General features: G+C 70.5%; 20 protein-coding genes. 9 read left to right on the top strand and 11 right to left on the bottom strand.

Annotated features, from left to right (window positions below):
- Positions 1-26 precede the first annotated feature (26 nt).
- Complete coding sequence (locus ABZ906_RS17835) at positions 27-803, bottom strand: ABC transporter ATP-binding protein (RefSeq protein WP_361186924.1); 777 nt, start codon at positions 801-803, stop codon at positions 27-29.
- A gap of 414 nt (positions 804-1,217) precedes the next feature.
- On the opposite strand from ABZ906_RS17835, the gene ABZ906_RS17840 reads away from it, so the two are divergent.
- Positions 1,218-2,405, top strand: coding sequence for a cation:proton antiporter (locus ABZ906_RS17840; RefSeq protein WP_361186112.1), 1,188 nt, complete (start codon positions 1,218-1,220; stop codon positions 2,403-2,405).
- Here ABZ906_RS17840 and ABZ906_RS17845 read toward each other — a convergent pair.
- Complete coding sequence (locus ABZ906_RS17845; RefSeq protein WP_361186114.1) at positions 2,391-3,551, bottom strand: PP2C family protein-serine/threonine phosphatase; 1,161 nt, start codon at positions 3,549-3,551, stop codon at positions 2,391-2,393. The genes ABZ906_RS17840 and ABZ906_RS17845 overlap by 15 nt on opposite strands.
- Before the next feature lie 129 nt (positions 3,552-3,680).
- On the opposite strand from ABZ906_RS17845, the gene ABZ906_RS17850 reads away from it, so the two are divergent.
- Positions 3,681-4,910 (top strand): GNAT family N-acetyltransferase, encoded by a 1,230-nt coding sequence (locus ABZ906_RS17850; protein ID WP_361186116.1) that lies wholly within the window; start codon positions 3,681-3,683, stop codon positions 4,908-4,910.
- Here ABZ906_RS17850 and ABZ906_RS17855 read toward each other — a convergent pair.
- The 3 genes from ABZ906_RS17855 to ABZ906_RS17865 form a co-directional block, all read right to left on the bottom strand.
- Positions 4,907-5,125, bottom strand: coding sequence for a superinfection immunity protein (locus tag ABZ906_RS17855; RefSeq protein WP_361382984.1), 219 nt, complete (start codon positions 5,123-5,125; stop codon positions 4,907-4,909). The genes ABZ906_RS17850 and ABZ906_RS17855 overlap by 4 nt on opposite strands.
- Before the next feature lie 2 nt (positions 5,126-5,127).
- Entirely contained in the window at positions 5,128-5,967 is an 840-nt protein-coding gene (locus ABZ906_RS17860) for a DNA-formamidopyrimidine glycosylase family protein (protein ID WP_361186121.1), read from the bottom strand.
- Positions 5,968-6,085: 118 nt separating this feature from the next.
- The gene (locus tag ABZ906_RS17865) at positions 6,086-6,571 is read right to left on the bottom strand and encodes a ribose-5-phosphate isomerase (RefSeq protein WP_361186124.1); all 486 of its coding nucleotides are present in this window, start codon (positions 6,569-6,571) and stop codon (positions 6,086-6,088) included.
- A gap of 183 nt (positions 6,572-6,754) precedes the next feature.
- Between ABZ906_RS17865 and ABZ906_RS17870 the strand changes: the two genes are divergently transcribed.
- A complete protein-coding gene (locus tag ABZ906_RS17870; RefSeq protein WP_361186126.1) occupies positions 6,755-8,239 on the top strand; it encodes an amino acid permease in 1,485 nt (494 codons plus the stop codon).
- Between the two features lie 4 nt (positions 8,240-8,243).
- On the opposite strand, the gene ABZ906_RS17875 is transcribed toward ABZ906_RS17870, so the two are convergent.
- On the bottom strand, positions 8,244-9,329 hold the full coding sequence (locus tag ABZ906_RS17875; protein ID WP_361382987.1) for a serine/threonine-protein kinase: 1,086 nt from the start codon (positions 9,327-9,329) through the stop codon (positions 8,244-8,246).
- Between the two features lie 133 nt (positions 9,330-9,462).
- Here ABZ906_RS17875 and ABZ906_RS17880 point away from each other — a divergent pair, with 133 nt between their 5' ends.
- Positions 9,463-10,809 (top strand): FAD-binding oxidoreductase, encoded by a 1,347-nt coding sequence (locus ABZ906_RS17880; protein ID WP_361382990.1) that lies wholly within the window; start codon positions 9,463-9,465, stop codon positions 10,807-10,809.
- Between the two features lie 14 nt (positions 10,810-10,823).
- On the opposite strand, the gene ABZ906_RS17885 is transcribed toward ABZ906_RS17880, so the two are convergent.
- Complete coding sequence (locus tag ABZ906_RS17885; protein WP_190080424.1) at positions 10,824-11,402, bottom strand: biotin transporter BioY; 579 nt, start codon at positions 11,400-11,402, stop codon at positions 10,824-10,826.
- A 266-nt stretch (positions 11,403-11,668) separates the two neighbouring features.
- Here ABZ906_RS17885 and ABZ906_RS17890 point away from each other — a divergent pair, with 266 nt between their 5' ends.
- The 3 genes from ABZ906_RS17890 to ABZ906_RS17900 all read left to right on the top strand — a co-directional run bounded on the left by ABZ906_RS17890 (position 11,669) and on the right by ABZ906_RS17900 (position 15,543).
- Positions 11,669-13,093: an amino acid permease gene (locus ABZ906_RS17890; RefSeq protein WP_361382993.1), complete on the top strand. Its 1,425-nt coding sequence runs from the start codon at positions 11,669-11,671 to the stop codon at positions 13,091-13,093.
- A 169-nt stretch (positions 13,094-13,262) separates the two neighbouring features.
- On the top strand, positions 13,263-14,702 hold the full coding sequence (locus ABZ906_RS17895) for an amino acid permease (protein WP_361382996.1): 1,440 nt from the start codon (positions 13,263-13,265) through the stop codon (positions 14,700-14,702).
- Positions 14,703-14,892: 190 nt separating this feature from the next.
- Complete coding sequence (locus tag ABZ906_RS17900) at positions 14,893-15,543, top strand: superoxide dismutase (RefSeq protein WP_361186138.1); 651 nt, start codon at positions 14,893-14,895, stop codon at positions 15,541-15,543.
- Positions 15,544-15,671: 128 nt separating this feature from the next.
- Here the strand turns inward: ABZ906_RS17900 and ABZ906_RS17905 are convergent, their stop codons facing one another.
- Positions 15,672-16,319 carry a DsbA family protein gene (locus tag ABZ906_RS17905; protein ID WP_361382999.1) on the bottom strand — a complete coding sequence of 216 codons (648 nt, stop codon included), beginning with the start codon at positions 16,317-16,319 and terminating at the stop codon, positions 15,672-15,674.
- A gap of 163 nt (positions 16,320-16,482) precedes the next feature.
- Here ABZ906_RS17905 and pepN point away from each other — a divergent pair, with 163 nt between their 5' ends.
- Positions 16,483-19,059 carry an aminopeptidase N gene (pepN, locus tag ABZ906_RS17910; RefSeq protein ID WP_361186142.1) on the top strand — a complete coding sequence of 859 codons (2,577 nt, stop codon included), beginning with the start codon at positions 16,483-16,485 and terminating at the stop codon, positions 19,057-19,059.
- A gap of 218 nt (positions 19,060-19,277) precedes the next feature.
- Positions 19,278-20,321 (top strand): hypothetical protein, encoded by a 1,044-nt coding sequence (locus ABZ906_RS17915; RefSeq protein WP_361383002.1) that lies wholly within the window; start codon positions 19,278-19,280, stop codon positions 20,319-20,321.
- Positions 20,322-20,327: 6 nt separating this feature from the next.
- Here ABZ906_RS17915 and ABZ906_RS17920 read toward each other — a convergent pair whose 3' ends face one another.
- The 3 genes from ABZ906_RS17920 to ABZ906_RS17930 form a co-directional block, all read right to left on the bottom strand.
- Positions 20,328-21,500 (bottom strand): serine hydrolase domain-containing protein, encoded by a 1,173-nt coding sequence (locus tag ABZ906_RS17920; protein ID WP_361383005.1) that lies wholly within the window; start codon positions 21,498-21,500, stop codon positions 20,328-20,330.
- Positions 21,501-21,591: 91 nt separating this feature from the next.
- Positions 21,592-23,373: a TIGR03767 family metallophosphoesterase gene (locus ABZ906_RS17925; RefSeq protein WP_361383009.1), complete on the bottom strand. Its 1,782-nt coding sequence runs from the start codon at positions 23,371-23,373 to the stop codon at positions 21,592-21,594.
- Between the two features lie 247 nt (positions 23,374-23,620).
- Entirely contained in the window at positions 23,621-24,076 is a 456-nt protein-coding gene (locus ABZ906_RS17930) for an NUDIX hydrolase (protein ID WP_361383012.1), read from the bottom strand.
- Positions 24,077-24,080 lie beyond the last annotated feature (4 nt).

Here is a 24,080-nt window from a genome sequence, read left to right on the forward strand (position 1 = left end):
GCCATATCCGGACCGCGGGTGTGTGCTCAGGCCGCGGCAGCCGCGTGCACCGGCGCCGTCAGGGTGGTCATGCGCCTCGCGATCTGCTCGGCGGAGGCCCGCTCCAGGCGGTCCACGATCGCGCCGTCCGCGAGGAAGAGCACCCGGTCCGCGTAGGCCGCGGCGGCCGGGTCGTGGGTGACCATGACGACGGTGGCGCCCATGCCGTGGACGGCCGAGCGCAGCAGGGCGAGGATCTCGGCGGCCGTGGTGGTGTCCAGGGCGCCGGTCGGCTCGTCCGCGAAGATCACGTCCGGGTCGGTGACCAGGGCGCGGGCGATGGCGACGCGCTGCTGCTGGCCTCCGGAGAGCTCGCCGGGGCGGCGCTTGTGCTTGTCGGCGCCGAGTCCGACGCGCCGGAGCAGGTCGGCGGCCCTGCGGCGGTCGGGGCGGCGGCCCGCGAGGCGCATCGGCAGGACGACGTTCTGCTCGACGGTCAGCGAGGGCAGCAGGTTGAAGGCCTGGAAGACGAAGCCGAGGCGGGTGCGGCGCAGCGCGGTGAGCTTGTTCTCGCTCATGGAGGTGATCTCCGTGCCGCCCAGGCGGACCGTGCCCTCGGTGGGCCGGTCGAGTCCGGCGGCGCACTGCAGGAAGGTGGACTTGCCGGAGCCCGAGGGGCCCATGACGGCGGTGAAGCTGCCGCGTTCCAGGGCGAGGTCGACGCCGCTGAGGGCGTGCACGGCGCCGGAGCCCCTGCCGTACCTGCGGCGGACGCCGCGCAGTTCGACGGCCCAGTCGGCACCGCGGGGCGCACCGGCGGGCATCGGGGGCACCGCTCCCCCGGCTGCACCCCGGCCTGCCTCTCCGGCTGCTCCCCCGCGCCCGTCGAACAGCTCGCCCGCTCCGGGCCCACCGCCCGTTTCGAGCCCCGCGTTCGCTTCGGATCGCTTCTTGCGCCGCAGCCCCATGACCGTCTCCGCCTCCCGTAGGTGATGCCTCGAACGTACGGATCCGGGGGCCCTGTGGACCATGAGGTTCCCCGGCGAATCGGGGGTGGGGTTAGCCCCCGCAGAGCCCTCGGAAGCCTGGCGAAATCTGCCGCCAGGCACCGTGCAGATCGTTTGGTAAGCTAACTATTGACGCGTTCTTGACGCTCCCTTTGCCATCCGTGTGCGGCGGGTGCGTCGCCGACTACCAGGAGGAACGGGCCCATCGGACACGCAGACACCCTGATAGCCATGGGCGGCGCCTTTCTCGCCGCCGCCGTGCTCGCCCGCGTGGGCGGCCGCATCGGCCTTCCCACCATTCCGCTCTTCATCCTGGCCGGGATACTTCTCGGCCCTCACACTCCCGGCGTGGTCCTGCTCTCCGACCCCCACGACCTGGAAATGCTCTCGGCGCTCGGCCTGGTCCTGCTGCTCTTCTACCTGGGCCTCGAGTTCCACATGGACGACCTCAAGACGGGTGGCCGCAAGATGGCCCTCGCCGGAGGGACGTACCTCGCGCTGAACGTCGGCGCGGGCCTCGGCTTCGGATTCGCCCTCGGCTGGGGCACCTCCGAGGCTCTGGTCCTCGCCGGGGTGCTCGGCATCTCGTCGTCGGCGATCGTCACCAAGGTGCTCGTCGACACCGGCCGGCTCGGCAACCCGGAGACCAAGCCGATCCTCGGCATCATCGTCGTCGAGGACATCTTCCTCGCGCTCTACCTCGCGGCGCTCCAGCCGATCCTGTCCGGTGCCGACAGTCTCTCGGCGGCCGTCATGGACGGCGGCAAAGCCTTCGGCTTCCTGCTGCTGCTCGCGCTCGCCGCGCGCTTCGGCACGAAGATCGTCGGGCGCCTCATGGACACCCGTGACGACGAGTTGCTCGTCATCTCCTTCCTCGGAGTCGCGGTCTTCGTCGCCGGGGTCTCGGAGTGGTTCGGGGTCGCGGACGCGATCGGCGCCTTCATGGTCGGTCTGATGCTGGGCAGCACGGCGTCCGGCGAGCGCATCCGCACCCTCGTGCACCCCTTGCGGGACGCGTTCGGGGCGATCTTCTTCTTCGCCTTCGGGCTCTCGATCGACCCGGGCGACCTGCCCGTGGTGCTCTGGCCGGTGCTCGCGGCCGTGGCCGTGACGCTGCTCATGAACGTCCTGGCCGGAATCGGCGCGGCACGCATCTACGGCTTCGGGGCAGGACCCGCGGCCAACATCTCCACCACCCTGCTCGCGCGCGGCGAGTTCGCCCTGATCCTGGCGACCATGGCGGCCACCGCGGGGCTCGACGACCGCCTGTCCCCCTTCATCGCGGGGTACGTGCTGCTGCTCGCGGTGCTCGGCCCGCTGGCGGCGGGACGGTCGCACTGGTTGGCCCGGATCCTGCCGGGCGGACGCAAGGGGGCTCCCGAGCCCGATCCGGAGCCGGAGTTGTCAGGCGCCCGCTGACGGCTCCCTGGAGATGAGCAGCAGCGCCCGGTCGTCGTTGACGTCCTTCGCGACCGCCTCGATCAGATGCCACGCGGCGCCGTGGAAGCCGCCCGCCACATAGCGGTCGGCTTCCCCGGTGAGGCGGTCGATGCCCTCGCTGATGTCGCGGTCGGAGGTCTCGACGATGCCGTCCGTGAACAGCATCAGGACGTCGCCGGGGCGCAGGAGACCCTTCACCGGGTCGAACTGCGCCCCGTCGTACACCCCGAGGAGCGGGCCCTCGGCGACCTTCTCCTCCCAGCGTCCGTTGCCCGCGCTGAGCTGGAGGCCCGGCGGGTGGCCCGCCGAGAAGAGTTCGTAGTCGCCGGTCTCCAGGTCGAGGACCAGATGGATCGAGGTCGCGAAGCCCTCGTCCCAGTCCTGGCGCAGGAGATAGCCGTTGGCGGCGGTCAGGAACGCGTGCGGCGGGAGCGAGCCGAGCAGACCGCCGAAGGCACCCGACAGGAGCAGGGCGCGGGAACCCGCGTCCATGCCCTTGCCCGAGACGTCCGTGAGGACGACCTCCAGGGTGCGGCCGCCGTTCGTACGGGCCGCGACCACGAAGTCGCCCGAGAAGGACTGGCCGCCCGCGGGCCGCAGGGCCATCTCGCGGTGCCAGCCCGGTGGCAGCTTCGGCAGCTTGCTCTGTACGCGGATGCGTTCGCGCAGGTCGAAGAGCATCGTTCCGCCGCCGCGCCACGGCACGCCGACCCGGCTGCGGAACTGCGCGATGATCAGCCCGAAGAAGCCGCAGGCCGCGACGACGAGAACCACTCCGGGCGTGACCCGCGAGGGCCCCTGTGTGTACGGGCCGAGCTGGACGGACTCCACGATGAGCGCGGCGGCCGCCGTCGCGTACAGGCCGAGCAGGCTGGAGGGGCGCAGCAGCAGGCCCCCGGCCACGATCGGCAGGACGAGCGCGGCGGGCGAGCACCAGACGTTGTTGACGATGGTGCAGAAGGTGATCACCGGGATCGTGACGAGCAGGCCCGCGAGCGCGATCCAGTCCGAGCCGTCGCCTCTGAAGTAGTCCACCCCGGATTTGCGCAGCCCTATGCGAGCCCGGTGGATACGCTTCTTCATCCGGGCTGTGAACGTCTCGGCTTCCGCTCGCCTGCCTGCCATTGCTCCCGGACCCTATCCACCGGGCCTGGCCCTTCGCACGGGAGGTGCCGCTTGTCCCCCGTCAGGGGCACACGGCGGGCCCGCGAAAATCCTGTCGCTACGGCCGCTTCTCCCTGGTAGGCATGGCATATGACGACGGAATTGCGGGATTTGCGCCAGGAAGACTGGGACGAGTACTACGGCACGCTGGAGCTCGCCTTCGGTGGTGTGGCGGAGGCCACGGAGGAGCACGAACTCTGGAACGCCCTGACCGAGTTCGACCGCTTCTTCGGCACTTGGGAGGGCGAAACCTGCGTCGGAACGACAGGAGCGTTCAGCTTCCGTCTCTCCGTGCCCGGCGGCTCCCTGGTGGACGCGGCCGGCGTGACGATGGTCAGCGTCGCGGCGACGCACCGGCGGCGCGGAATCCTGACGTCCATGATGCGGCGCCAGCTCGACGACGTACGTGCCAAAGGCGAATGCCTGGCCGTGCTCACCGCTTCCGAGCCCGCCATTTACGGACGGTTCGGGTACGGCGCGGCGACGCAGTCGCTGAAGGCCGAGATCGACACATCACGCGTACGTCTGTCGCTGCCGGACGGTACGAACGACGTACGCCTTCGGTACGCGAAGCCCGCCGACGTCCACGCAGCATGCGAGGCGCTGTACGCACAACGCGTGAGCGAGCGGCCGGGAATGCTGGCCAGGCAGCCCGGCTGGGAGCGCCTCGGACTGCTCGACCCGGAGAGCGAGCGGCACGGCGCGTCACCCCTGCAGTGCGTGGTCGCCGAGCGCGACGGAGAGCTCGTCGGGTACGCGCGCTACAGCGTGAAGCCCGAGTGGGACGCGGCGGGCCCCAAGGGCTCGGTCCGGCTGCGCGATCTCGAAGCCCTCGACCCGGCGGCCAACGCGGCGCTGTGGCAGTTCCTCTTCGACATCGACCTGACGTCGACGGTCGAGGCGCACAGCCGCCCGACGGACGACGCGGTGTTCCAGCTCGTGTCGGACGTACGGCGCTGCCGCCTCAGGGTGGCGGACTCGCTGTACGTGCGCCTGGTGGAGGTGGGGGCCGCCCTTGAGGCGCGCGCCTACCGGGCGCCGGTGAACCTGGTGTTGGAGGTCGAGGACGCCTTCTGCCCCTGGAACGAAGGCCGTTGGCGGCTCAAGGGCGACCTGAAGGGCGCGATCTGCGAGCGCACGGACGACGAAGCCGATCTCACCCTGTCCGTACGGGACTTGGCCTCGGCCTATCTCGGCGGGGTGTCCCTGACGTCACTCGCGGCCGCGGGCCGGGTGCGGGAGCTGCGCCAGGGCGCCCTGGCCGAGGCCTCGCTGGCCTTCGGCTCGGACGTGGCGCCCTGGCTGCCGCACGGGTTCTAGGCGGTCGTTCCCAGCTGCGGCTTCGGCTTGCGGGTCGCCAGATAGAGGGCGACCAGCCAGCCGATGAGCGAGGCGCCGAGGAAGATGTTGATGACGAGGATCACCCAGCGGAGCTCGACGTCCCGGTTGAAGGCGATGAAGGACGGCAGAAGATAGACGATCACGCCGAGGAGCACGAGCACGAAGCCGCCGAACCCGTCGATGGTGCCGAACATTCTCAGGTGACCTTTCGACGGGGGCGGCGGGCGCGCTGGCACTTGGGGCACCAGAAGAGATTGCGGGCGGCGAGATCGGCGGTGCGGATCTCGCCGCCACAGATGTGACAGGGCATCGTGGCCCTGCGGTACACGTACACCTCGCCGCCGTGGTCGTCCACGCGTGGCGGGCGGCCCATCGCCTCCGGCGTGTGTTCGGGCCTGACGGTGTCGATGCGGTTGAGGCGCACGCCTTCGCGCATCAGGGCGACCAGGTCGTCCCAGATCGCCGTCCACTGAGCGGGCCGGATGTCCTTGCCCGGGGTGTACGGGTCGATGCGGTGCCGGAAGAGGACCTCGGCGCGGTAGACGTTCCCGACGCCCGCGATGACCTTCTGGTCCATGAGGAGGGCGGCGATGGTCGTGCGGCTGCGCGAGATGCGGGCGTAGGCCTTGTTCGGGTCGTCCCCTTCGCGCAGCGGGTCCGGGCCGAGGCGGGCGTGTATCGCCTGCTTCTCCTCGTCCGTGATGAGGGCGCAGGTCGTGGGGCCCCTGAGGTCCACGTACGCGTCCTCGGTGGCCAGGCGGAGGCGGACGGTGTCCGTGGGCGGGTTCGCGGCCGCGGTGCCGCCGAAGCCGACCTTGCCGAAGAGGCCGAGGTGGATGTGGATCCAGCCGGTCCCCCCGAAGCCGAGGAAGAGGTGCTTGCCGTGGGCCTCGGCGGTCTCCATCTCCTGACCGTCCAGGAGGGCCGCGCTGTCGGAGAACTTGCCCTGGGGGCTGGTGACGCGGAGAGGGCCGCGCCCTTCGAAGCGCGCGCGGTGGTCGTCCGCCAGCCGGTGAATCGTGTGCCCCTCCGGCACGGAGCCCTCCCAGGGGGTGCGGGTTGATCGTGGCCGGGAAGATCACCGGCTTCGCCGAGTTCGTCCTCACACGCCGGACGGGCTGAACAATTCAGCCCGTCCGGTGTGTGAGCAGCGACTACTGCTGCGGGTGGTGTGCCGGGATCTCGGGGAGTTCGCCCGTCTGCTCGTAACGGGAGAGCATCTCGATGCGGCGGGAGTGGCGCTCCTCGCCCGAGTACGGCGTGGCCAGGAAGATCTCGACGAACTTGGTCGCCTCGGCCTCCGTGTGCATCCGGCCGCCGATCGAGATGACGTTGGCGTCGTTGTGCTCACGCCCGAGCGCGGCGGTCTGCTCGCTCCAGGCGAGGGCGGCCCGCACCCCCTTCACCTTGTTCGCGGCGATCTGCTCGCCGTTGCCCGAGCCGCCGATGACGATGCCGAGGGCCTGCGGGTCGGCGGCGGTCTTCTCCGCGGCACGCAGGCAGAACGGCGGGTAGTCGTCCTGGGCGTCATAGATGTGGGGCCCGCAGTCGACGGGCTCGTGGCCGTGGCTCTTGAGCCACTCGACCAGGTGGTTCTTCAATTCGTAGCCGGCATGATCCGAGCCGAGGTACACGCGCATGCGAATGAGTGTGGCACGTCGCGCGGCGGGTAGCGGCGACCGGGGGCCGGACCTTGGTCACCCTCGGTCACCAGGTCTAGGCCATCGGGCCGGAATGCAACGATCCGGAGTCGGGTCTTCCGTCACGTCCACCCCTGAGTTTGAATGCGGGGGCTCGTGACCCGAGAACTTAAGGATTCGTCCATGACCTCGCAACCCTCCCTTGCGAAGGCAGACCGCAGCCCCAACGAACCTGGGGATCAGCGGTCTGGAGACACCGGTGACGGCCTCAAGGCCGGGCTGAAGAACCGCCACCTCTCCATGATCGCCATCGGCGGTGTCATCGGAGCGGGCCTCTTCGTCGGCTCAAGCTCCGGTATCGCCGCCGCGGGGCCCGCCATCCTCGTCTCGTACGCCCTCGTCGGCGCGATGGTGGTCCTCGTCATGCGGATGCTCGGTGAGATGGCCGCCGCACGGCCCACCTCGGGCTCCTTCTCCACCTACGCGGACCAGGCCCTCGGCCGCTGGGCCGGCTTCTCCATCGGCTGGCTCTACTGGTTCTTCTGGGTCGTCGTGCTCGCGGTGGAGGCCACCGCGGGCGCCGTCATCCTCAACGGCTGGATACCGGCCGTACCGCAGTGGGGCTGGGCGCTCATCGTGATGGTGGTGCTCACCGCGACGAACCTCGTCTCGGTCGGCTCCTACGGCGAGTTCGAGTTCTGGTTCGCCGGGATCAAGGTCGTCGCCATCGGCGGCTTCGTGATCGTCGGTCTGCTCGCCGTCTTCGGCGCGCTGCCCGGCTCCGACAACCCCGGCGCCGGATTCGCGCACCTCACCGACGCGGGCGGCTTCATGCCCAAGGGCGCGGGCGCGATCCTCACCGGTGTGCTCATGGTCGTCTTCTCCTTCATGGGCTCCGAGATCGTCACGCTGGCCGCCGGTGAGTCCGAGGACCCGCAGCGCGCCGTCACCAAGGCGACGAACAGCGTCATCTGGCGTATCGGCGTCTTCTACCTGGGCTCGATCTTCGTCGTCATCACGCTCCTTCCGTGGAACGACAAGTCGATCGTCAAGGACGGTTCGTACGTCGCCGCGCTGAACTCGATCGGCATTCCGCACGCCGGTCAGGTCATGAACGTCATCGTGCTCACCGCCGTGCTCTCCTGTCTCAACTCGGGCCTCTACACCGCGTCCCGCATGGCCTTCTCGCTCGGCCAGCGCGGCGACGCGCCCAAGGCCTTCGCGCGCACCAACGCCCGCGGTGTGCCGCAGGCCGCGATCCTCGGCTCCGTCGTGTTCGGCTTCATCGCCGTCTGGTTCAACTACCAATGGCAGGACACCGTCTTCGACTTCCTGCTGAACTCGTCCGGCGCGGTGGCGCTCTTCGTCTGGCTGATGATCGCGTTCACGCAGTTGCGGATGCGCGGCATCATCCTGCGCGAGCAGCCGGAGAAGCTCGTCGTGAAGATGTGGCTCTTCCCGTACCTGACCTGGGTCACGATCGCGATGATCTCGTTCGTGCTCGTCTACATGCTGACCGACGAGGCCGGCCGCAAGCAGGTACTGCTCTCGCTGCTCGCCGCGGCCTTCGTGGTGGTCTTCTCCCTCGTACGGGAGAAGGTGCGGCCCCGCAGCGACGAGGCCGCGGCCGCCGTCACCGACCTCGGCAACGACTCGGTCGACGCCTAGGGTCCTAGCCCGTCCCGCCGGACGGTGGCGCGGTCGACGTGCCCGCCACCGTCGGCGGAGGCGTGCTCGGTCCGGGCGGCGCGCCGCCGCCCGGATCGCGCGCGGTGAAGAACATGACGGCCGCCACGGCGGCCGCGACCAGCAGGACCACGGCGGTCAGTGCGCGGGGCCGCCAGTCGGGCAGCTGGATCCGCCGGGTCACCGGGGTTCCGGACTCCGCGGACTTCACAGACTCAGGCGGCTCCGGTGGCCTCAGCGGTGCCGCGAGCACCGCGCGCAGGGCCGTCTCCAGCTCGTCGAGACCCGGCCGCCGTTCCGGCTCCTTGGCCAGGAGCGCGCCGAGCACCGGCCGCAGTCCGCTCGACTCCGGCGGCAGTTCGGGCGGCTCGTGCAGGACCGCGACCAGCGTGTTCAGGGTCGAATCGCGGGCGAAGGGCGAGCTGCCGCGCAGCGCCGTGCAGAGCGTCGCCCCCAAAGACCAGAGGTCGGACGGCGGGCCCTGCTGGCCCCCGGCGATCCGCTCGGGCGCCATGTATTCGGGCGAGCCCACAAGCAGGCCCGTCTGTGTCAGGCGGCCCGTGTCCTCGAGCGCGGCGATGCCGAAATCGGTGAGGACGACCCGGTCGGCCGGGCCCCGCGGGCTGAGCAGCACGTTCTCCGGCTTGATGTCCCGGTGCAGGACGCCCGCCGCGTGCACCCTGTGCAGCGCCGCCGCCAGGGCGAGGCCCACGCGCGCCGCGTCGTGCTCGTCAAGGGGCCCCTCTTCGTCGACGTACCGCGCCAGGGAGCGCGCGTCGATCAGTTCCATGACGATCCAGAGGCGGCCGTCCTCCTCGGCGACGTCATGGACGCGCACGACACCGGAGTGGTCGATCCGTGCGCTGGCCCGCGCCTCGCGCAGCGCGCGTTCTCTGCGGACGCGGGTGTCCTCCGACTCGGGGCCCTCGAAGCCTCCGTCGATCCGCATCTCCTTGACCGCGACAGCGCGGTCGAGAAGCTCGTCGGCCGCGCGCCACACGCGGCCCATGCCGCCCTGGCCGATGACGGCGAGCAGGCGGTAGCGGCCCGCGACCACGCGAAGCTCCGGCATGGGTTCACCCCCAACCCTCCCTTCATGACAGCACAGTTCACGGATTTGACGAAGGCCCGGAAAACTTGACGGCGGATGTCAGGTTTTCCGGGGAACCTCTGGTCCGTCAGCAAGGACTTTCTGGAGGATCACCGTGGACTTCACCGATGGGCGACTCGTGTTCCGGCCCGGCGACGACGGGTACGACGAGGAGATCGCCGGATTCCAGACGGGTTTCGCGCAGCGCCCGGCGATCGTGTTCGCGGCCGGGAGCGCCGAGGACGTCGTCGCCGCCGTGTCGTACGCCGCGGACGCCGGGCTGCCCGTCGGGGTACAGGCCACCGGGCACGGGCTTCCGGGGTCCTCGGAGGGCGGCGTACTGATCAGCACCCGGCGGATGGACTCCGTCCGGGTCGACGCGGACGCGCGCACGGTCACCGTCGGCGCGGGTGTCCGCTGGGGGCAGGTCGTGGAGGCCGCGGCGGCGCACGGGCTCGCGCCGCTGAACGGCTCGGCGCCGGGCGTGGGCGCCGTCTCGTACACGCTGGGCGGCGGACTCGGCATCCTGGCGCGGGAGTTCGGGTACGCGGCCGACCACGTCAGATGGCTCGACGTCGTCACGGCGAACGGCACGCAGCGGCACGTCACGCCGGAGAGCGAGCCGGAGCTGTTCTGGGGGCTGCTCGGAGGGGGCGCGAACCTGGGGGTGGTGACGGCCCTGGAGATCGGTCTGGTGCCGGTGGCGCGGCTCTACGGCGGAGCGATCGAGTTCGACGGGCGTGAGGTGGACCCCGGCCGGGTGCTGCGGGCGTACGAGGCGTGGACGCGGACGGTGCCGGACGAGGTGACGTCGTCGGTGGCGGCCCTCGTCTATCCGGACATGCCGCAGCTGCCGCCCCATCTGCGGGGCCGCTATCTCGTCACCGTCCGGGTCGCCTGCACGGGCTCCGAGGCGGAGGGGACGCGTCTGGTGGCGCCGCTGCGGGAGATCGGGCCCGTGGTGTCGGACTCGCTGCGGGAGATGCCGTACGGCGAGAGCCACACCATCCACAGCGACCCGGACTTCCCGCACTCGTACTACGGGGACAGCGTGGTGGTGGGCGAGCTTGACGTCGAGGCCGCGGGCGAGCTGCTCGCGCTGACCGGTCCCGCCGCAGAGAAGATGCACGTCGTGCAGATCAACCAGCTGGGCGGGGCCCTCGCGAAGCCCGCGGGCAACGCGGTGCCTTACCGGGAGGCAGGGTGGCTGGTGCGGGTGCTCTCGCCCTTCGAGGGCGGCGACGGCACGGACCTGGACGCGGTGCGGGCCGTGCAGGACCGGGCGTTCGCGCTCTTCGCGCCGGGGGCCGCGGGACGGCTGCTCAACTTCGCGTTCGGCGCCGGGGGCCGGGGCGAGGGTCTGTACGACGCGGAAACGCAGAAGAGGCTCGCCGGACTGAAGGCCACGTATGACCCGGCGAACCTCTTCAGGCGGAACTACGGCGTGGGAGACGCCGGTTGAGCGGGCTGTAATAGCTAGCGGTCGAGCAGCTTCCACGCCGTGGGCAGCGCGCCCATCGCGAGCGCGGCCTTCAGGGCGTCGCCGATCAGGAAGGGCGTGAGCCCGGCGGCGACGGCCTGGGTCAGCGACATGCCGGTCGCGGCGGCGAGGTACGGGACGCCGACCGCGTAGATGATCGCGGAGCCGAGCACCATCGTGCCCGCGGTGCGCAGGACGGAGCGGTCGCCGCCGCGGCGGGCGAGGGCGCCGACCACGGTGGCGGCGAGCAGCATGCCGAGGACGTAGCCCAGGGACGGCGCGGCGACGCCGGAGCCCGCCTCCGCGAACCACGGCATGCCGGCCATGCCGACGAGGGCATACACGGCGAGGGAGAGGAAGCCGCGGCGGGCGCCGAGGGCGGTGCCGACGAGGAGGGCGGCGAAGGTCTGCCCCGTCACCGGCACGGGAGAGCCCGGCACGGGCACCGCGATCTGGGCCGCTATGCCGGTGAGGGCGGCGCCGCCGAGGACGAAGGCCGCGTCCTTCGCGCGGGACGCGGGGAGCAGGTCCGCGAGGACCTGACCGGGACGGGAAGAGACGGCGGCGATGCTCATCGGGACTCCGCGGGTTCTGGGACGGGCAGGTGGGACCCCGCGACGCTATCCCGGGCGGGGGCGCCTTTCACCGGCGGCGAGTGACAAGGCACCGGGTGCCCCGGTGGTGGGCTTCGCACAAAGTGCGGGGTGTACCCCTGCGGGGGGCGTGATGCTCGTCACTGAGGTGGGGCCTCCGGGGGCCCGTTTTGCGCGGGGGGCTCCTGCCCAGGGAGACTGTAGGTTCCCGCCAATTTCTTTGTGAGCCCGAGAGCAGCCTGAGCACCATGCACGACGCACCCCCCGATTCATCGGCGCCCAGCAGTGCCGACACGGCAGCGGAACCCCTCGGCGGCGGGCTCAAGCAGCGGCATCTGACCATGCTCGGGCTCGGCGGGGTCATCGGGGCCGGGCTCTTCGTCGGCTCCGGGGCGGGGATCGCCGTCGCAGGGCCCGGCATCGTCGTCTCGTATCTCATCGCCGGTGCGCTCGCGATGTGCGTGATGCGGATGCTCGGCGAGATGTCGGCGGCGATGCCCGCGTCCGGGTCCTTCTCCGTGCACGCCGAGCGCGCGCTCGGCCGCTGGGCGGGGTTCAGCGTCGGGTGGCTCTACTGGTTCCTGCTCGTGGTCGTGCTCGCCGTGGAGGCGACCGGCGCAGCGCAGATCGCCAACGGCTGGGTGCCGGGCGTCCCGCAGTGGGCCTGGGTCCTCATCTTCATGCTGGTGTTCACGGCGGCCAATCTCGCCGCCGTGAAGAACTTCGGCGAGTTCGAGTTCTGGTTCGCCGCCCTGAAGGTCTTCGCGATCGTCGCGTTCCTCGTCCTCGGGCTGCTCGCGATCTTCGGGGTGCTGCCCGCTGCGTCTCATTCCTCTGGGGAGCCGGTGGGCCTGACCAACCTCACCGGCCATGGCGGGTTCCTGCCCAACGGCTGGGAGGGCGTGACCTCCGGCGTGCTCGCCGTGGTCTTCGCCTTCGGCGGTCTGGAGGTCGTGACCATCGCCGCCGCCGAGTCCGACGACCCCGTGCGCTCGGTGGCCCGCGCGGTGCGCAGCGCCGTCTACCGCATCCTCTTCTTCTACGTCGGGTCGATGCTCGTCATCGTGACGGTGCTTCCCTGGACGGCGGAGAAGGCGGGGGTCAGTCCGTATGTGACGGTCCTTGACTCGATCGGAGTGCCCTCCGCGGGCACGATCATGAACATCGTGGTGTTCGTGGCGCTGCTCTCGGCGCTGAACGCCAACCTGTACGGCTCGTCCCGGATGGTCTTCTCGCTCGCCGAGCGCGGCGAGGCCCCCAAGGCCCTTCTGAAGGTGTCGGGCGGCGGGGTGCCCCGGCGGGCCGTGCTCGCGTCGGTGGCCTTCGGCTTCGTGTCCGTCGTGCTCAATCTCAAGTGGCCCGACTCGGTCTTCCTCTACATGCTCAACTCCGTCGGCGCGGTGCTCCTCTTCGTATGGGCGCTGATCGCGGTCTCGCAGCTGCGGCTGCGGCGGCGCATCGAGCGCGAGGCGCCCGAGCGGCTCGTCCTGCGGATGTGGGCGTTCCCGTATCTGACGTGGGCGGCGCTCGCGGCGATGGCGGCCGTGCTCGGGCTGATGCTGACCGACGACGGCGCGCGGCCGCAGCTGCTGTGGTCGGCGGGTGCGACGGGGCTCGTCCTCGCGGTCGCGGGGCTGCGGGAGTGGCGCGCGGCGCGCATGAATCGGGCGTGAGTCGACCCGCGTGCCGAGATGAAACGGGCGTGAACATTTCGTGCCCGGTGCTTCACAACGTGTGAGCGTCGTGTCCGTATAGCGGTCAGGTGTTCCCTGTCAGCGGTGCCGGACTTCAGACTGTGGGCCGCTCGCTCCCCCCACTTCAGCTACTGAACAGGGCACGCCCATGTCTCGGATGTCCACTCCCCAGGACACCCCCAAGGACGCAGCACCCGAAGAGGCCCCCAAGGCCGATTCGCCGCTCGTCCACGGCCTCAAGCAGCGGCATCTCTCGATGATCGCCCTCGGTGGCGTGATCGGCGCCGGCCTCTTCGTGGGCTCCGGGGCGGGCATCGCCGCGGCCGGGCCCTCGATCGTCCTCGCCTACGCGATATCCGGCGCGCTCGTCATGCTCGTGATGCGCATGCTCGGCGAGATGTCGGCGGCCAATCCGGCGTCCGGCTCCTTCTCGGTCCACGCCGAGCGGGCGATCGGCCCCTGGGCGGGCTTCACCGCGGGCTGGGGCTTCTGGTTCCTGCTCTGCGTCGCCGTCGGCATCGAGGGCATCGGCGCCGCGGACATCATGGTGGGCTGGTTCCCCGGTACGCCGCAGTGGGCCTGGGTCGCCCTGTTCATGCTGGTGTTCTGCGGGGCCAACCTGACGGCCGTGAAGAACTTCGGCGAGTTCGAGTTCTGGTTCGCCGCGCTCAAGGTCGGCGCCATCGCGCTCTTCCTCGGCATCGGCGTCCTCGCGATCCTCGGCATCCTGCCCGGCTCGGACGTCTCGGCGCCCGGCACCGCGAACCTCACCGGCGAGGGCGGCTTCATGCCGAAGGGCACGGACGGCCTGATCATCGGCCTCCTCGCCTCCGTCTTCGCCTACGGCGGTCTGGAGACCGTCACGATCGCGGCGGCCGAGTCCGAGAAGCCGGTCCAGAGCGTCGCCAAGGCCGTGCGCACGGCGATGTGGCGCATCGCCGTCTTCTACGTCGGTTCGATGCTCGTCGTCGTCACGCTGCTGCCGTGGGACGACAAGGAGGTCGCCGAGAAGGGCCCCTACGTCGCCACGCTCGACCACCTGGGCATCCCCGGCGCCGGTCAGATCATGAACGTCGTCATCCTGATCGCCCTGCTCTCCGCGATGAACGCCAACATCTACGGCGCCTCGCGCATGTCGTACTCCCTGATCGAGCGCGGCCAGGGCCCCAAGGTGCTCGGCCGCATCTACGGCGGCGTCCCGCGCCTGGCGGTCCTCGCGTCCTCGGTCTTCGGCTTCGTCTGCGTCCTGCTCAGCTACTGGCGCCCGGACGACGTCTTCCCGTGGCTCCTGAACATGATCGGCGCGATGATCCTGGTCGTCTGGATCTTCATCGCCGCCTCGCAGCTGATCCTGCGCCGCAGGACGGAGCGCGAGGAGCCGCAGAAGCTGGTCGTGAAGATGTGGGCGTACCCGTTCCTGACCTGGGTGGCGCTCGCCGCGATGGCGTACATCTTCTACCTGATGACCCAACAGCCCGACACGCGCAAGCAACTCCTGGCGACGGGTTCACTGACGCTGGTGCTCGCCGCGATCGGCATCGTGCGCCAGAAGCTGGCCGAGCGTTCGGTGACGGCGGCCGCCGAGTAGGACATCGCCGTACACGAAGGGGCCCGGGGTCGACGACGACCCCGGGCCCCTTCGGCGTACCCGCCGGTCCTAGGACGAAGGACTGATCATCCCGGTCCTGCCCCCGCCCTCTCCTGCTGCTAGCCTGCACTTGCATATAGGTTGCAATAAGCGTTGCACTACAGCAGAGCAGCAGTCGGAGGGCTCGGTCATGGCCATTTACACGCTTCCTGAACTTCCGTACGACTACGCGGCGCTCGAGCCGGTCATCAATCCCCAGATCGTCGAGCTGCACCACGACAAGCACCACGCGGCGTACGTGAAGGGCGCGAACGACACCCTTGAGCAGCTGGAGGAGGCGCGCGACAAGGAGAGCTGGGGCGCCATCAACGGCCTGGAGAAGAACCTGGCCTTCCACCTCTCCGGCCACATCCTGCACAGCATTTACTGGCACAACATGAACAGCCCGAAGGACGGCGGCGGCGGTGAGCCGCTGGCCGCGGACGGTGTCGGTGACCTCGCGGACGCCATCACCGAGTCCTTCGGCTCCTTCGCCAAGTTCAAGGCCCAGCTGACCAAGGCCTCCGCGACCACGCAGGGTTCGGGCTGGGGCGTGCTCGCCTACGAGCCGCTGAGCAACCGCCTCATCGTCGAGCAGGTCTACGACCACCAGGGCAACGTCGGCCAGGGCTCGACGCCGATCCTGGTCTTCGACGCCTGGGAGCACGCCTTCTACCTGCAGTACAAGAACCAGAAGGTCGACTTCATCGAGGCCATGTGGGCCGTCGTCAACTGGCAGGACGTGGCCAAGCGTTACGCGGCGGCCAAGCAGCGCGTGAACAGCCTGCTGCTGGCCCCGTAAGGCTCCACGCCCCCTGATACGCCCTGCCTCGTGATCGTCTTCTCAACTTTCGCCGAGGCAGGCGGATAAAGGAAAGACCCCCGTGAGGACGTGACTCACGGGGGTCTTTCGGCAGGGCCGCCTGCGCGTCAGTCGAAGATCGGGCCCTGGGTGCGCGTGCGCTTGATTTCGTAGAAGCCCGGGGTCGATGCCACGAGCAGCGTGCCGTCCCAGAGCTTTGCGGCGGCCTCGCCCTTGGGGGCGGGGGTCACTACCGGGCCGAAGAAGGCGACCTGCTCGCCGTCCGCGCCGGGGACGGCGATGACCGGCGTGCCCACGTCCTGGCCGACCTTGTCGATGCCCTCCTGGTGGGAGGCGCGCAGCTGGGTGTCGTACTCGTCCGAGTCCGCGTACTCCGCGAGCTCCTCGGGCAGGCCGACGTCCTTGAGCGCGGAGACGACCGCCTCGCGGGTCGGGCCCTCGCCGAGGTTGTGGAAACGGGTGCCGAGGGCGGTGTAGAGCTCGCCGATGGTCTCGTCGCCGTGCTTCTGCTGGGCGGCGATGACCACGCGGACGGGGCCCCAGGCCTTCGTCTCCAGCATCTCGCGGTACTCCTCGGGCAGCTCGTCGAGCCTGTCCTCGTTCAGTACGGCGAGGCTCATGACATGCCAGCGGACCTCGACGTCGCGGACCTTCTCCACCTCGAGCATCCAGCGCGAGGTCATCCAGGCCCAAGGGCACAGCGGGTCGAACCAGAAGTCGACGGGGGTCTTGCCGGGCTTGCCGTTCTCGGACATGTCTCTCCCTAGGGGAATCGTGCGCGCTTGGCCAGGGGAACGTCAGTGATCTGCCCGGGCATTCCCGGATACCGCGCGCCGGGGGCACATGCGAGGATCGTAGACATTCGTACAGGTCGTGCGATCCACGACTTCCACCTGCGAGTACAAGGGAGTACCGCCCGTGCCCGGAGAGAATCTTTCCCGCGACGAGGCCCAGGAGAGGGCCGCGCTGTTGTCCGTCGACGGGTACGAGGTCTTTCTCGACCTGCGCTCCGCGATCGGCGGGAGCGACCAGGAGCCGCGCACGTTCCGCTCCGTCACCACCATCCGCTTCCGCTCCGCCGAACCCGGCGCCGCGAGCTTCGCCGACCTGATCGCCCCGAGCGTCACGGCGGTCTCCCTCAACGGCAAAGACCTCGACCCCTCCGAGGTCTTCGACGGCGCCCGGATCACCCTTGAGGATCTGGCCGCCGAGAACGAACTGGTGGTCGACGCCCAATGCGCCTACAGCCGCACCGGCGAGGGCATGCACCGCTTCGTCGACCCGGAGGACGGCGAGGTCTATCTCTATACGCAGTACGAGCCCGCCGACTCGCGCCGCGTCTTCGCCAACTTCGAGCAGCCCGACCTGAAGGCCCCCTTCCGGTTCGAGGTGCAGGCGCCGGAAGGCTGGACCGCGTGGTCCAACGGCTCCGGTGAACTGGTCGACGGGGTATGGAAGTTCGCCGAGACGAAGCCGATCTCGACGTACATCACGGCGGTCGTCGCGGGCCCGTACCACTACGTGACGGACTCCTACAGCCGCACCTTCGACGACGGCACGACGCTGGAGATCCCGCTCGGCGCGCTGTGCCGCAAGGGGCTCGCCAAGTACTTCGACGCGGACGACGTCTTCCTGGTCACCAAGCAGGGGCTCGACTTCTTCCACGACAACTTCGACTACCCCTACCCCTTCGGGAAGTACGACCAGGCCTTCGTCCCCGAGTACAACCTGGGCGCGATGGAGAACCCCGGCTGTGTGACCTTCCGCGAGGAGTACATCTTCCGCGGCAAGGTGACCACCGCGTCGTACGAGCGCCGGGCCAACGTCATCCTGCACGAGATGGCGCACATGTGGTTCGGCGACCTGGTCACCATGCGCTGGTGGGACGACCTGTGGCTCAAGGAGTCCTTCGCCGACTTCATGGGCACCTTCTCGATGGTCGAGGCCACCCGCTTCACCAACGGCTGGATCACCTTCGCCAACAACCGCAAGGCGTGGGCCTACCGCGCCGACCAGCTGCCCTCCACGCACCCGGTCACGGCCGACATCCGCGACCTGGAGGACGCCAAGCTCAACTTCGACGGGATCACGTACGCCAAGGGCGCGAGCGTCCTGAAGCAGCTCGTCGCCTACGCCGGCCGTGACGCCTTCCTCGAAGGCGCCCGGCGCTACTTCAAGCGGCACGCGTACGGGAACACCCGGCTCGGCGACCTCCTCTCGGTCCTGGAGGAGACCTCCGGGCGCGACATGGCGGCCTGGTCGCAGGCCTGGCTCCAGACGGCGGGCGTCAACTCCCTGACCCCGCAGGTCCTGCTGAACGCGGAGGGCCGGATCACGGAGCTCTCCGTCATCCAGGAGGCCGCCGAGTCGCACCCCGAGCTGCGTCCGCACCGCGTGGCGGTGGGTCTCTACCGCCGCACGCCCGACGGCGGGCTGACGCGGTACGCACGCGCGGAGGTCGACGTCGACGGGCCGCGCACGGTGGTGTCCGGGCTGGCCGGCGAGGAGGCTCCGGAGCTGGTCCTGGTCAACGACGACGACCTGACGTACTGCAAGATCCGCTTCGACGAGAACTCCCTCGAAACGCTGCGGGCGCACCTCGGTGACATCACCGATCCCCTCGCCCGCGCGCTGTGCTGGTCCGCGCTGTGGAACCTCACGCGGGACGCGCTCATGCCCGCGCGGGACTTCATCGGGCTCGTGCTGCGCTTCGCGGGGCGCGAGAGCGACATCGGCGTCCTGCAGATGCTGCACACGTGGGCGGACTCGGCCCTCACCTTCTACGCGGCACCCGAGTGGCGCGAGGAGGGCGGGCGCGCGCTCGCCGAGGGTGCGCTGCGGGAGCTGCGGATCGCGGAGCCGGGCAGCCAGCACCAGCTGACGTGGGCGCGGTTCTTCGCCGCGGTGGCCTCGTCGGCGGCCGACCTCCAGCTGTTGCAGGGGCTCCTCGCGGGGACGGCGAAGATCGACGGCCTGGACGTCGACCAGGAGCTGCGCTGGTCCTTCCTCGGCCCGCTGGCGGCGCACGGCGTCGCCGACGAGCGGGTACTCGCCGCCGAACTGGCCCGTGACGACACGGCTTCGGGCAAGCGGCACCAGGTGCGGTGCCTGGCCGCGCGGCCTTCCGAGGCGGTCAAGGCGCAGGCCTGGGCTGCCGTGGTGGAGTCCGACTCGCTGTCCAACGCCCTTGTGGGGGCGACGATCTCCGGGTTCGGGCAGTCGTCGCAGCGGGAGCTGATCGCTCCGTACGCGCCCAAGTACTTCGCCGCCATCGAGCGGCTGTGGGCCGAGCGGTCGATCCAGATCGGGATGGACGTGGTGAAGGGCCTGTTCCCGCACCTCCAGGACGATCAGTCCACGGTGGACGCGGCCGATGAGTGGCTCGCCTCGCACGAGGGGGGCGCGCCTGCCTTGCGGCGGCTCGTCGTCGAGGCGCGTGACGACCTCGCGCGGTCGCTGCGGGCGCAGGGCTGCGACGCGGCTGCCGCTTCCTAGGCCGCCGGGGCGGGCGCCGCGTCTGTCGCTGCTCGGCAGCTTCGGCGTCGCGCCCGCCCGCCGGACGGCCCCAGGAGCGGCGGCCCCCGGCACGTACCCCGCGCAAACGGACCTTTTCGGCAGTCGAACGTCTGCACTTTAGTGCGGGGTTGTCCGGTTATGTCGACGGGCGTGTAACAGCGGTTAGAGGGCGGATCGGCAGCGGGAATGGCCCGGTCATGAACCACAACACCCCGCTCTCCCCCCGCCCCCTCCGTCACCTCGCCGCCGTCCAGCGCCGTGTGATGAGCACCGCCCAGCTCCGCGCCCACGGCGTCTCCGCCGCCGACGTGTCCGCCCACTGCCGCCCGGACGGGCCCTGGCAGCAGCTGCTGCCGGGCGTCTGCCTGCTGCACCCGGGGCCGCCGACCAGCGAAGAGCGCCTGCACGGCGCCCTGTTGTACGCGGGCAGGCCGCCGGCCAGGGCGGCGAAGAGCGTCCCCGCACAGCCCGGCGCGGGCGAACCCCACGCCCCGTACGCCGACGCCCTGGTCACCGGACTCGCGGCGCTCACCCTGCACCGCTTCTCGTCCGCTCCCCCGCTGCTCTCCCTGGACCGCATCGACGTCCTCGTCCCGCGCACCCGGCGGCTGCGCTCGACCGGGTTCGTCCGGCTCGTACGGACCCAGGCGATGCCGGCCGCCGTACAGATCGCCGGAGTTCCGGTGGCTCCCGTGCCGCGCGCGCTCGCCGATGCCGTGGCAGGTCTCACCGAGGCGGGCGCGGTGCGCAGGCTGCTCACCGAGGCGGTGCGCGGCAACCACTGCGAACCGGCGGCGATCGTGCGGGAGTTGAACCAGGCGAAGCTGCTCACCCGCCCGCACGTCGTGGACGCGGTGGACTCGCTGCTCGCCGAGGGGCGGGCCATCGCCGAGGACCGGCTGTACCAGATGGTCGCCGAGCACGGCCTGCCCGACCCGCTGTGGAACGTCGACCTGCGGTTGCCCGGCGGCCCGCACCTCGGGGGCGTCGACGCCTTCTGGCCCGACCTGGCCGTCGCGGTCGAACTGGACACGCGGGCTCCCCGGCAGGACGACGACTCGTTGTGGTCCGAATACGCCCGCAAGCGCGAGCACTTGGAGCGCCTCGGCATCACGGTCGTCCACCTGACCCCCAAGAAGCTGCGTGAGTCGATCGAACAGCAGGCGACCGTCGTACGAACAGCGCTGATGGCCTCCGCCGACCGCGATCCGGCGGCGTATGTGGTGGTGCTGCCGCGCTAGCGCGGGTCACTTCCCGCAGAACTCCGCGTCCCGGATCGCGAACAGGTCGCCGTCCATGCCGTTGAAGTTCGCGGAGAGCGCGTGGTCGCCGCGCTCGGTCGCCAGAGTCATGGACACCGAGCCCTGGATGCTGCCGCCGTTCCCCCACAGGACGGTGCCGCAGGAGGTCCTGCGGCTCACCAGGCCGAGTCCGTACCTGTCGCCCTCGGGGTCGTTCTCGTCCTCCGCGACGGTCTTCTTCATCTCGGCGAGCTGCTTCTCCGGCAGGAGCTTGCCGCGCAGGAGGGCCGTGTAGAAGCGGTTCAGGTCGTCCGCGTCGGAGATCATCCCGCCCGACGAGCCCGCCAGGGTCGGATTGAGCTCCGTCACGTCGTGGAGCGTGGCGTCCGGAGCCTCGGACAGCTTCATGTACGCCCGTGAACTGGGCCGGGGCATCGAGGGGTTCGTCTTCGGCACGCTGGTGGCGTCGAGGCCGAGCGGCTTGATGATGCGCTGCCTGATCTCGTCCGCGTAGGTCTTCCCCGTCGCCTTCTCGATGATCATTCCTGCGAGGAGGTAGTTGGTGTTGGAGTAGTGCCAGCCCTCGCCGGGACCGAAGTCCGGCTCGTGGCGCATGGCGATGGCGACCTGCTGCTCGGGGGTCCAGGTGTCGTAGCGGTGCGCGAGGAACTTCTCGGTGAACATCTTCGCCCGGAACCCGCGGTCGGCCAGTACGTCGTAGATGCCGCTCGTGTGGTTGAGGAGCCGGCGGATCGTGATGCTGTCCCCGTCGTGGCCGTGCCCCTCGACCACGCCCGGCAGCCACTTCCCCACCTTGTCGTCGAGGCTCAGCTCACCCTCGGCCACCAGCTGGAGTACGACCGTCGAGACGAAGGTCTTGGTGATGCTGCCGACGCGGTAGCGGTCGTGGGCGCCGCGCGGGCTCTCCCGCCGGAGGTCGCCGATGCCCGCCGCCGAGTTCCAGGTCCCGAACTCGTCCTTGACCTGCGCGGTCACGCCGGGGGCGTTCTCGTTGACGGCGGCTTCCATCGCCTTCTGCGTGGCCCGGTGCCGGTCACCGTGCCCGGCGCCGGGCGCCCCGGCCAGCGCCGGGGCGGCGAACGCCCCCGCCGCCACCGTCATGGCCACCCCCGCGGCCACACCCGTCAGCCATCTTCCGCGTACCGGTCGAACTGTCATGGGGATTCCCTCCGTTGCCACTGTGTGGTTGGGCGGAGGGACTCAGGAGCCGGGCGCGGAGGTTGATCTCCCGGCGCGGGTTGAGCTGATTTCAGCCCTTCTTGAGGATCAGTTCCGTGTTGCGGTCGCCCGGCTCGCCGCCCAGCGCGGGCTTGGCACCAGGGGCGTTGAAGGACAGCTCGCGGTAGAGCGCGGCGAGGCCGGGCTGGGAGAGGTCGGCGTAATCCGTGCGGTGCGGGGCCGACGATTCGATGAGGGTGGTGAAGAGGGAGATCGTGCCGTCGTGGTTGTCGCTCAGCTCCACCACGCGGGCCAGTTGCGGGAAGTCGATGTGCGAGGCCGTGGAGACCTCCCAGAAGGAGCCCTGCGGGGTCTGGTGCGCGGTGATGTCGTTCTTGTGGCTGTGTCCGTTGACCCAGGCGAGGACGGAACGGTGGCGGGCGAGGAGCGCGACGATCTCGTCGCCGCCGTGCCTGCCTTCGCGCGGGCGCTCCGGGTCCTGGCGCAGATTGCGCATGGTCCTGCTGGTGTGGTGGCTGAAGACGATGACGTACGAACCGCCGCCGTCCTTCTGCTCGTTCGCCTTCAGCTCCCGCTCCAGCCAGTCCAGTTGGGCCGAGCCGAGCGAGCCCTCGTAGTGGCCGCCGGGGTCCGTCGAGTCCAGGCTGATGCCGAGGACGTCCTCGCTGATGCGGAAGGAGTAGTACTGGGTGCCCGCGTCGAGGTTCTCCTGCGTGTAGCCGTGCCCGGCGGGGCCGTGGCCCTTGTATGCCGGGTCGAGGTGGGCCTTGACGTACTCGGCGGGGGTGAAGGGCGCGCGGCTCTCGTCCGGGGTGACCGAGCGCATGCGCCGCGCCTCGCTCTTCAGGAGCTCCTTGAACTGGGCGCCCTTGGGGTCGCGGCCCTTCTTGACGGCCTTCCACAGGGCGGCGCCGCGCGACTCGTCGAGGGACATCAGCTTCTTGCCGCCGACGGCGAATTCGGTGAAGTACGAGTCTCCGGGCCCCCAGCAGCCGCCGGGCAGCGCGTCGTGGTTGCCGACGGTCGAGTACCAGGGCAGGCCGAGGCCGGGGCTGTTGACCTCGCGCAGGGCGGCGTCCAGGAAGCCGTCGACGCGGGGGAAGCCGAGGGCCTTGTCGGAGTCGCGCAGGTCGTCGTCCGGGTGCCAGTACAGCTTCAGGCCGCTGTCCTGGACGCCTTCGTAGCGGCGCGGGTCGCCGGTGTTGGGGTTGATGCGTCCGCCGCTCATGGTCTTCAGGAACCAGTCGAGCTCGGAGCGGGAGTTGTTGTCGGTGTTGTCGCCCGTCGTCACCACGCAGTGCAGCGGCGATCCGGTGGCGGGCGCGCCGCGCAGCGCGTTGACCCGCTCGACGAGCGCGACCGCGCCGGCCACCGAGAGGGCCTCCTGCGGGCGCCAGGCGCTCGCGGTCTGGGCGCGCAGATACTCGTACCGCAGCGGGTGCTGCACGTCGACCAGGTGCAGGTCGGTGAACTGGACGAACGCGGCGAGCGGGGTGCGCCGCCCCTCGCGGCCGCCCTTGGCGGCGGCGAGATCGCCGCGGACCACCCGGTCCCAGGCGGGCCCGTCGCCGAGGCGCCGGTAGCCGGAGGTGCCGCGCGGTGTCGCGACGGCGCCCAGAGTGGTGCCGCCCCGGTAGGGCGCCAGGGGCGCGGCGGGCGCCTGCCGCGAGAGCGCGACGGGGGCGGGGCCGCTGGGAGCGGCGTGGCTGGCGGCGGGCCGCAGGGCGTAGCCGATGCCCGCGGACAGGGAGACGGCTCCGGTGGTCGCGAGGAAGGCCCGGCGATCGACGGCGGAGACTGCGGAGTGGGTGGCGGCCCGGGCGGCGGTGGCGACAGAGCGTATGCGCGGCATGGCGCGGTCTCCCCGATTCCAGACGAGTCGGCAGTGGTCGCGGGCATCTCGCACCAGGCGAAATTCCCGCTCGTACTGGATCGTTGGCATCCGGGGTGACCTGCACGTTAACGAGACCGCAACGGGCAGCGCCGATCACCGTACGTCGATCATCGAGCACCCTGCGCTGTCACACATCTCTCTCCGCGCGGAGAGGAGGCGGTCACTCCACGTTCACTTTCCGGGGAAGGGGAGGCTCTGCGAGAGCTCAGGCGGGCGCCGTCCGGTGTCCGTCCGCGGGCCGGGTCCGCCACAGGTCGAGCCCGATGTCGACGAGCCCGACCCGGTCGAGTCCGGCGACGGCGTCCAGGGCGTGCCAGGCCGCGAGATCGGTGGACCCGTCCTGCTCGTGGCGCAGTTCGCCGCCGGTGATCCGCGCCTCGTAGACGATGCGCAGGCCGTGGAAGTCGGCGAGGGCGCCGAGCTTGCGGGGGTAGCGCCTGCGCAGCGAGTCGACGCCGAGGAGCGTGACGGGCTCGATGGCGTACCCGGTCTCCTCGTCGGCCTCGCGGATCACCGTGTCGTACGGGTCCTCGCCGTGGTCCATGCCGCCACCGGGCAGCGTCCAGCGCTTGCTGCCGTCGCCCGCGACCCAGCGGGCGAGCAGCAGCTGCCCGTTCTGCACGCATACGGCGTAGGCCGCCACCCGTAGCTCTTTATGCACAGAT

The sequence above is a fragment of the Streptomyces sp. NPDC046925 genome (genome assembly GCF_040644915.1).
Taxonomy (GTDB): Bacteria; Actinomycetota; Actinomycetes; order Streptomycetales; family Streptomycetaceae; genus Streptomyces.

Bases quoted from the DNA above. Each gene is read 5' to 3' on its own strand.
- ABZ906_RS17835 (WP_361186924.1), bottom strand. From the start codon at position 803: ATGCCCGCCGGTGCGCCCCGCGGTGCCGACTGGGCCGTCGAACTGCGC.
- ABZ906_RS17840 (WP_361186112.1), top strand. From the start codon at position 1,218: ATGGGCGGCGCCTTTCTCGCCGCCGCCGTGCTCGCCCGCGTGGGCGGC.
- ABZ906_RS17845 (WP_361186114.1), bottom strand. From the start codon at position 3,551: ATGGCAGGCAGGCGAGCGGAAGCCGAGACGTTCACAGCCCGGATGAAG.
- ABZ906_RS17850 (WP_361186116.1), top strand. From the start codon at position 3,681: ATGACGACGGAATTGCGGGATTTGCGCCAGGAAGACTGGGACGAGTAC.
- ABZ906_RS17855 (WP_361382984.1), bottom strand. From the start codon at position 5,125: ATGTTCGGCACCATCGACGGGTTCGGCGGCTTCGTGCTCGTGCTCCTC.
- ABZ906_RS17865 (WP_361186124.1), bottom strand. From the start codon at position 6,571: ATGCGCGTGTACCTCGGCTCGGATCATGCCGGCTACGAATTGAAGAAC.
- ABZ906_RS17870 (WP_361186126.1), top strand. From the start codon at position 6,755: ATGACCTCGCAACCCTCCCTTGCGAAGGCAGACCGCAGCCCCAACGAA.
- ABZ906_RS17875 (WP_361382987.1), bottom strand. From the start codon at position 9,329: ATGCCGGAGCTTCGCGTGGTCGCGGGCCGCTACCGCCTGCTCGCCGTC.
- ABZ906_RS17885 (WP_190080424.1), bottom strand. From the start codon at position 11,402: ATGAGCATCGCCGCCGTCTCTTCCCGTCCCGGTCAGGTCCTCGCGGAC.
- ABZ906_RS17890 (WP_361382993.1), top strand. From the start codon at position 11,669: ATGCACGACGCACCCCCCGATTCATCGGCGCCCAGCAGTGCCGACACG.
- ABZ906_RS17895 (WP_361382996.1), top strand. From the start codon at position 13,263: ATGTCTCGGATGTCCACTCCCCAGGACACCCCCAAGGACGCAGCACCC.
- ABZ906_RS17900 (WP_361186138.1), top strand. From the start codon at position 14,893: ATGGCCATTTACACGCTTCCTGAACTTCCGTACGACTACGCGGCGCTC.
- ABZ906_RS17905 (WP_361382999.1), bottom strand. From the start codon at position 16,319: ATGTCCGAGAACGGCAAGCCCGGCAAGACCCCCGTCGACTTCTGGTTC.
- ABZ906_RS17915 (WP_361383002.1), top strand. From the start codon at position 19,278: ATGAACCACAACACCCCGCTCTCCCCCCGCCCCCTCCGTCACCTCGCC.
- ABZ906_RS17920 (WP_361383005.1), bottom strand. From the start codon at position 21,500: ATGACAGTTCGACCGGTACGCGGAAGATGGCTGACGGGTGTGGCCGCG.
- ABZ906_RS17925 (WP_361383009.1), bottom strand. From the start codon at position 23,373: ATGCCGCGCATACGCTCTGTCGCCACCGCCGCCCGGGCCGCCACCCAC.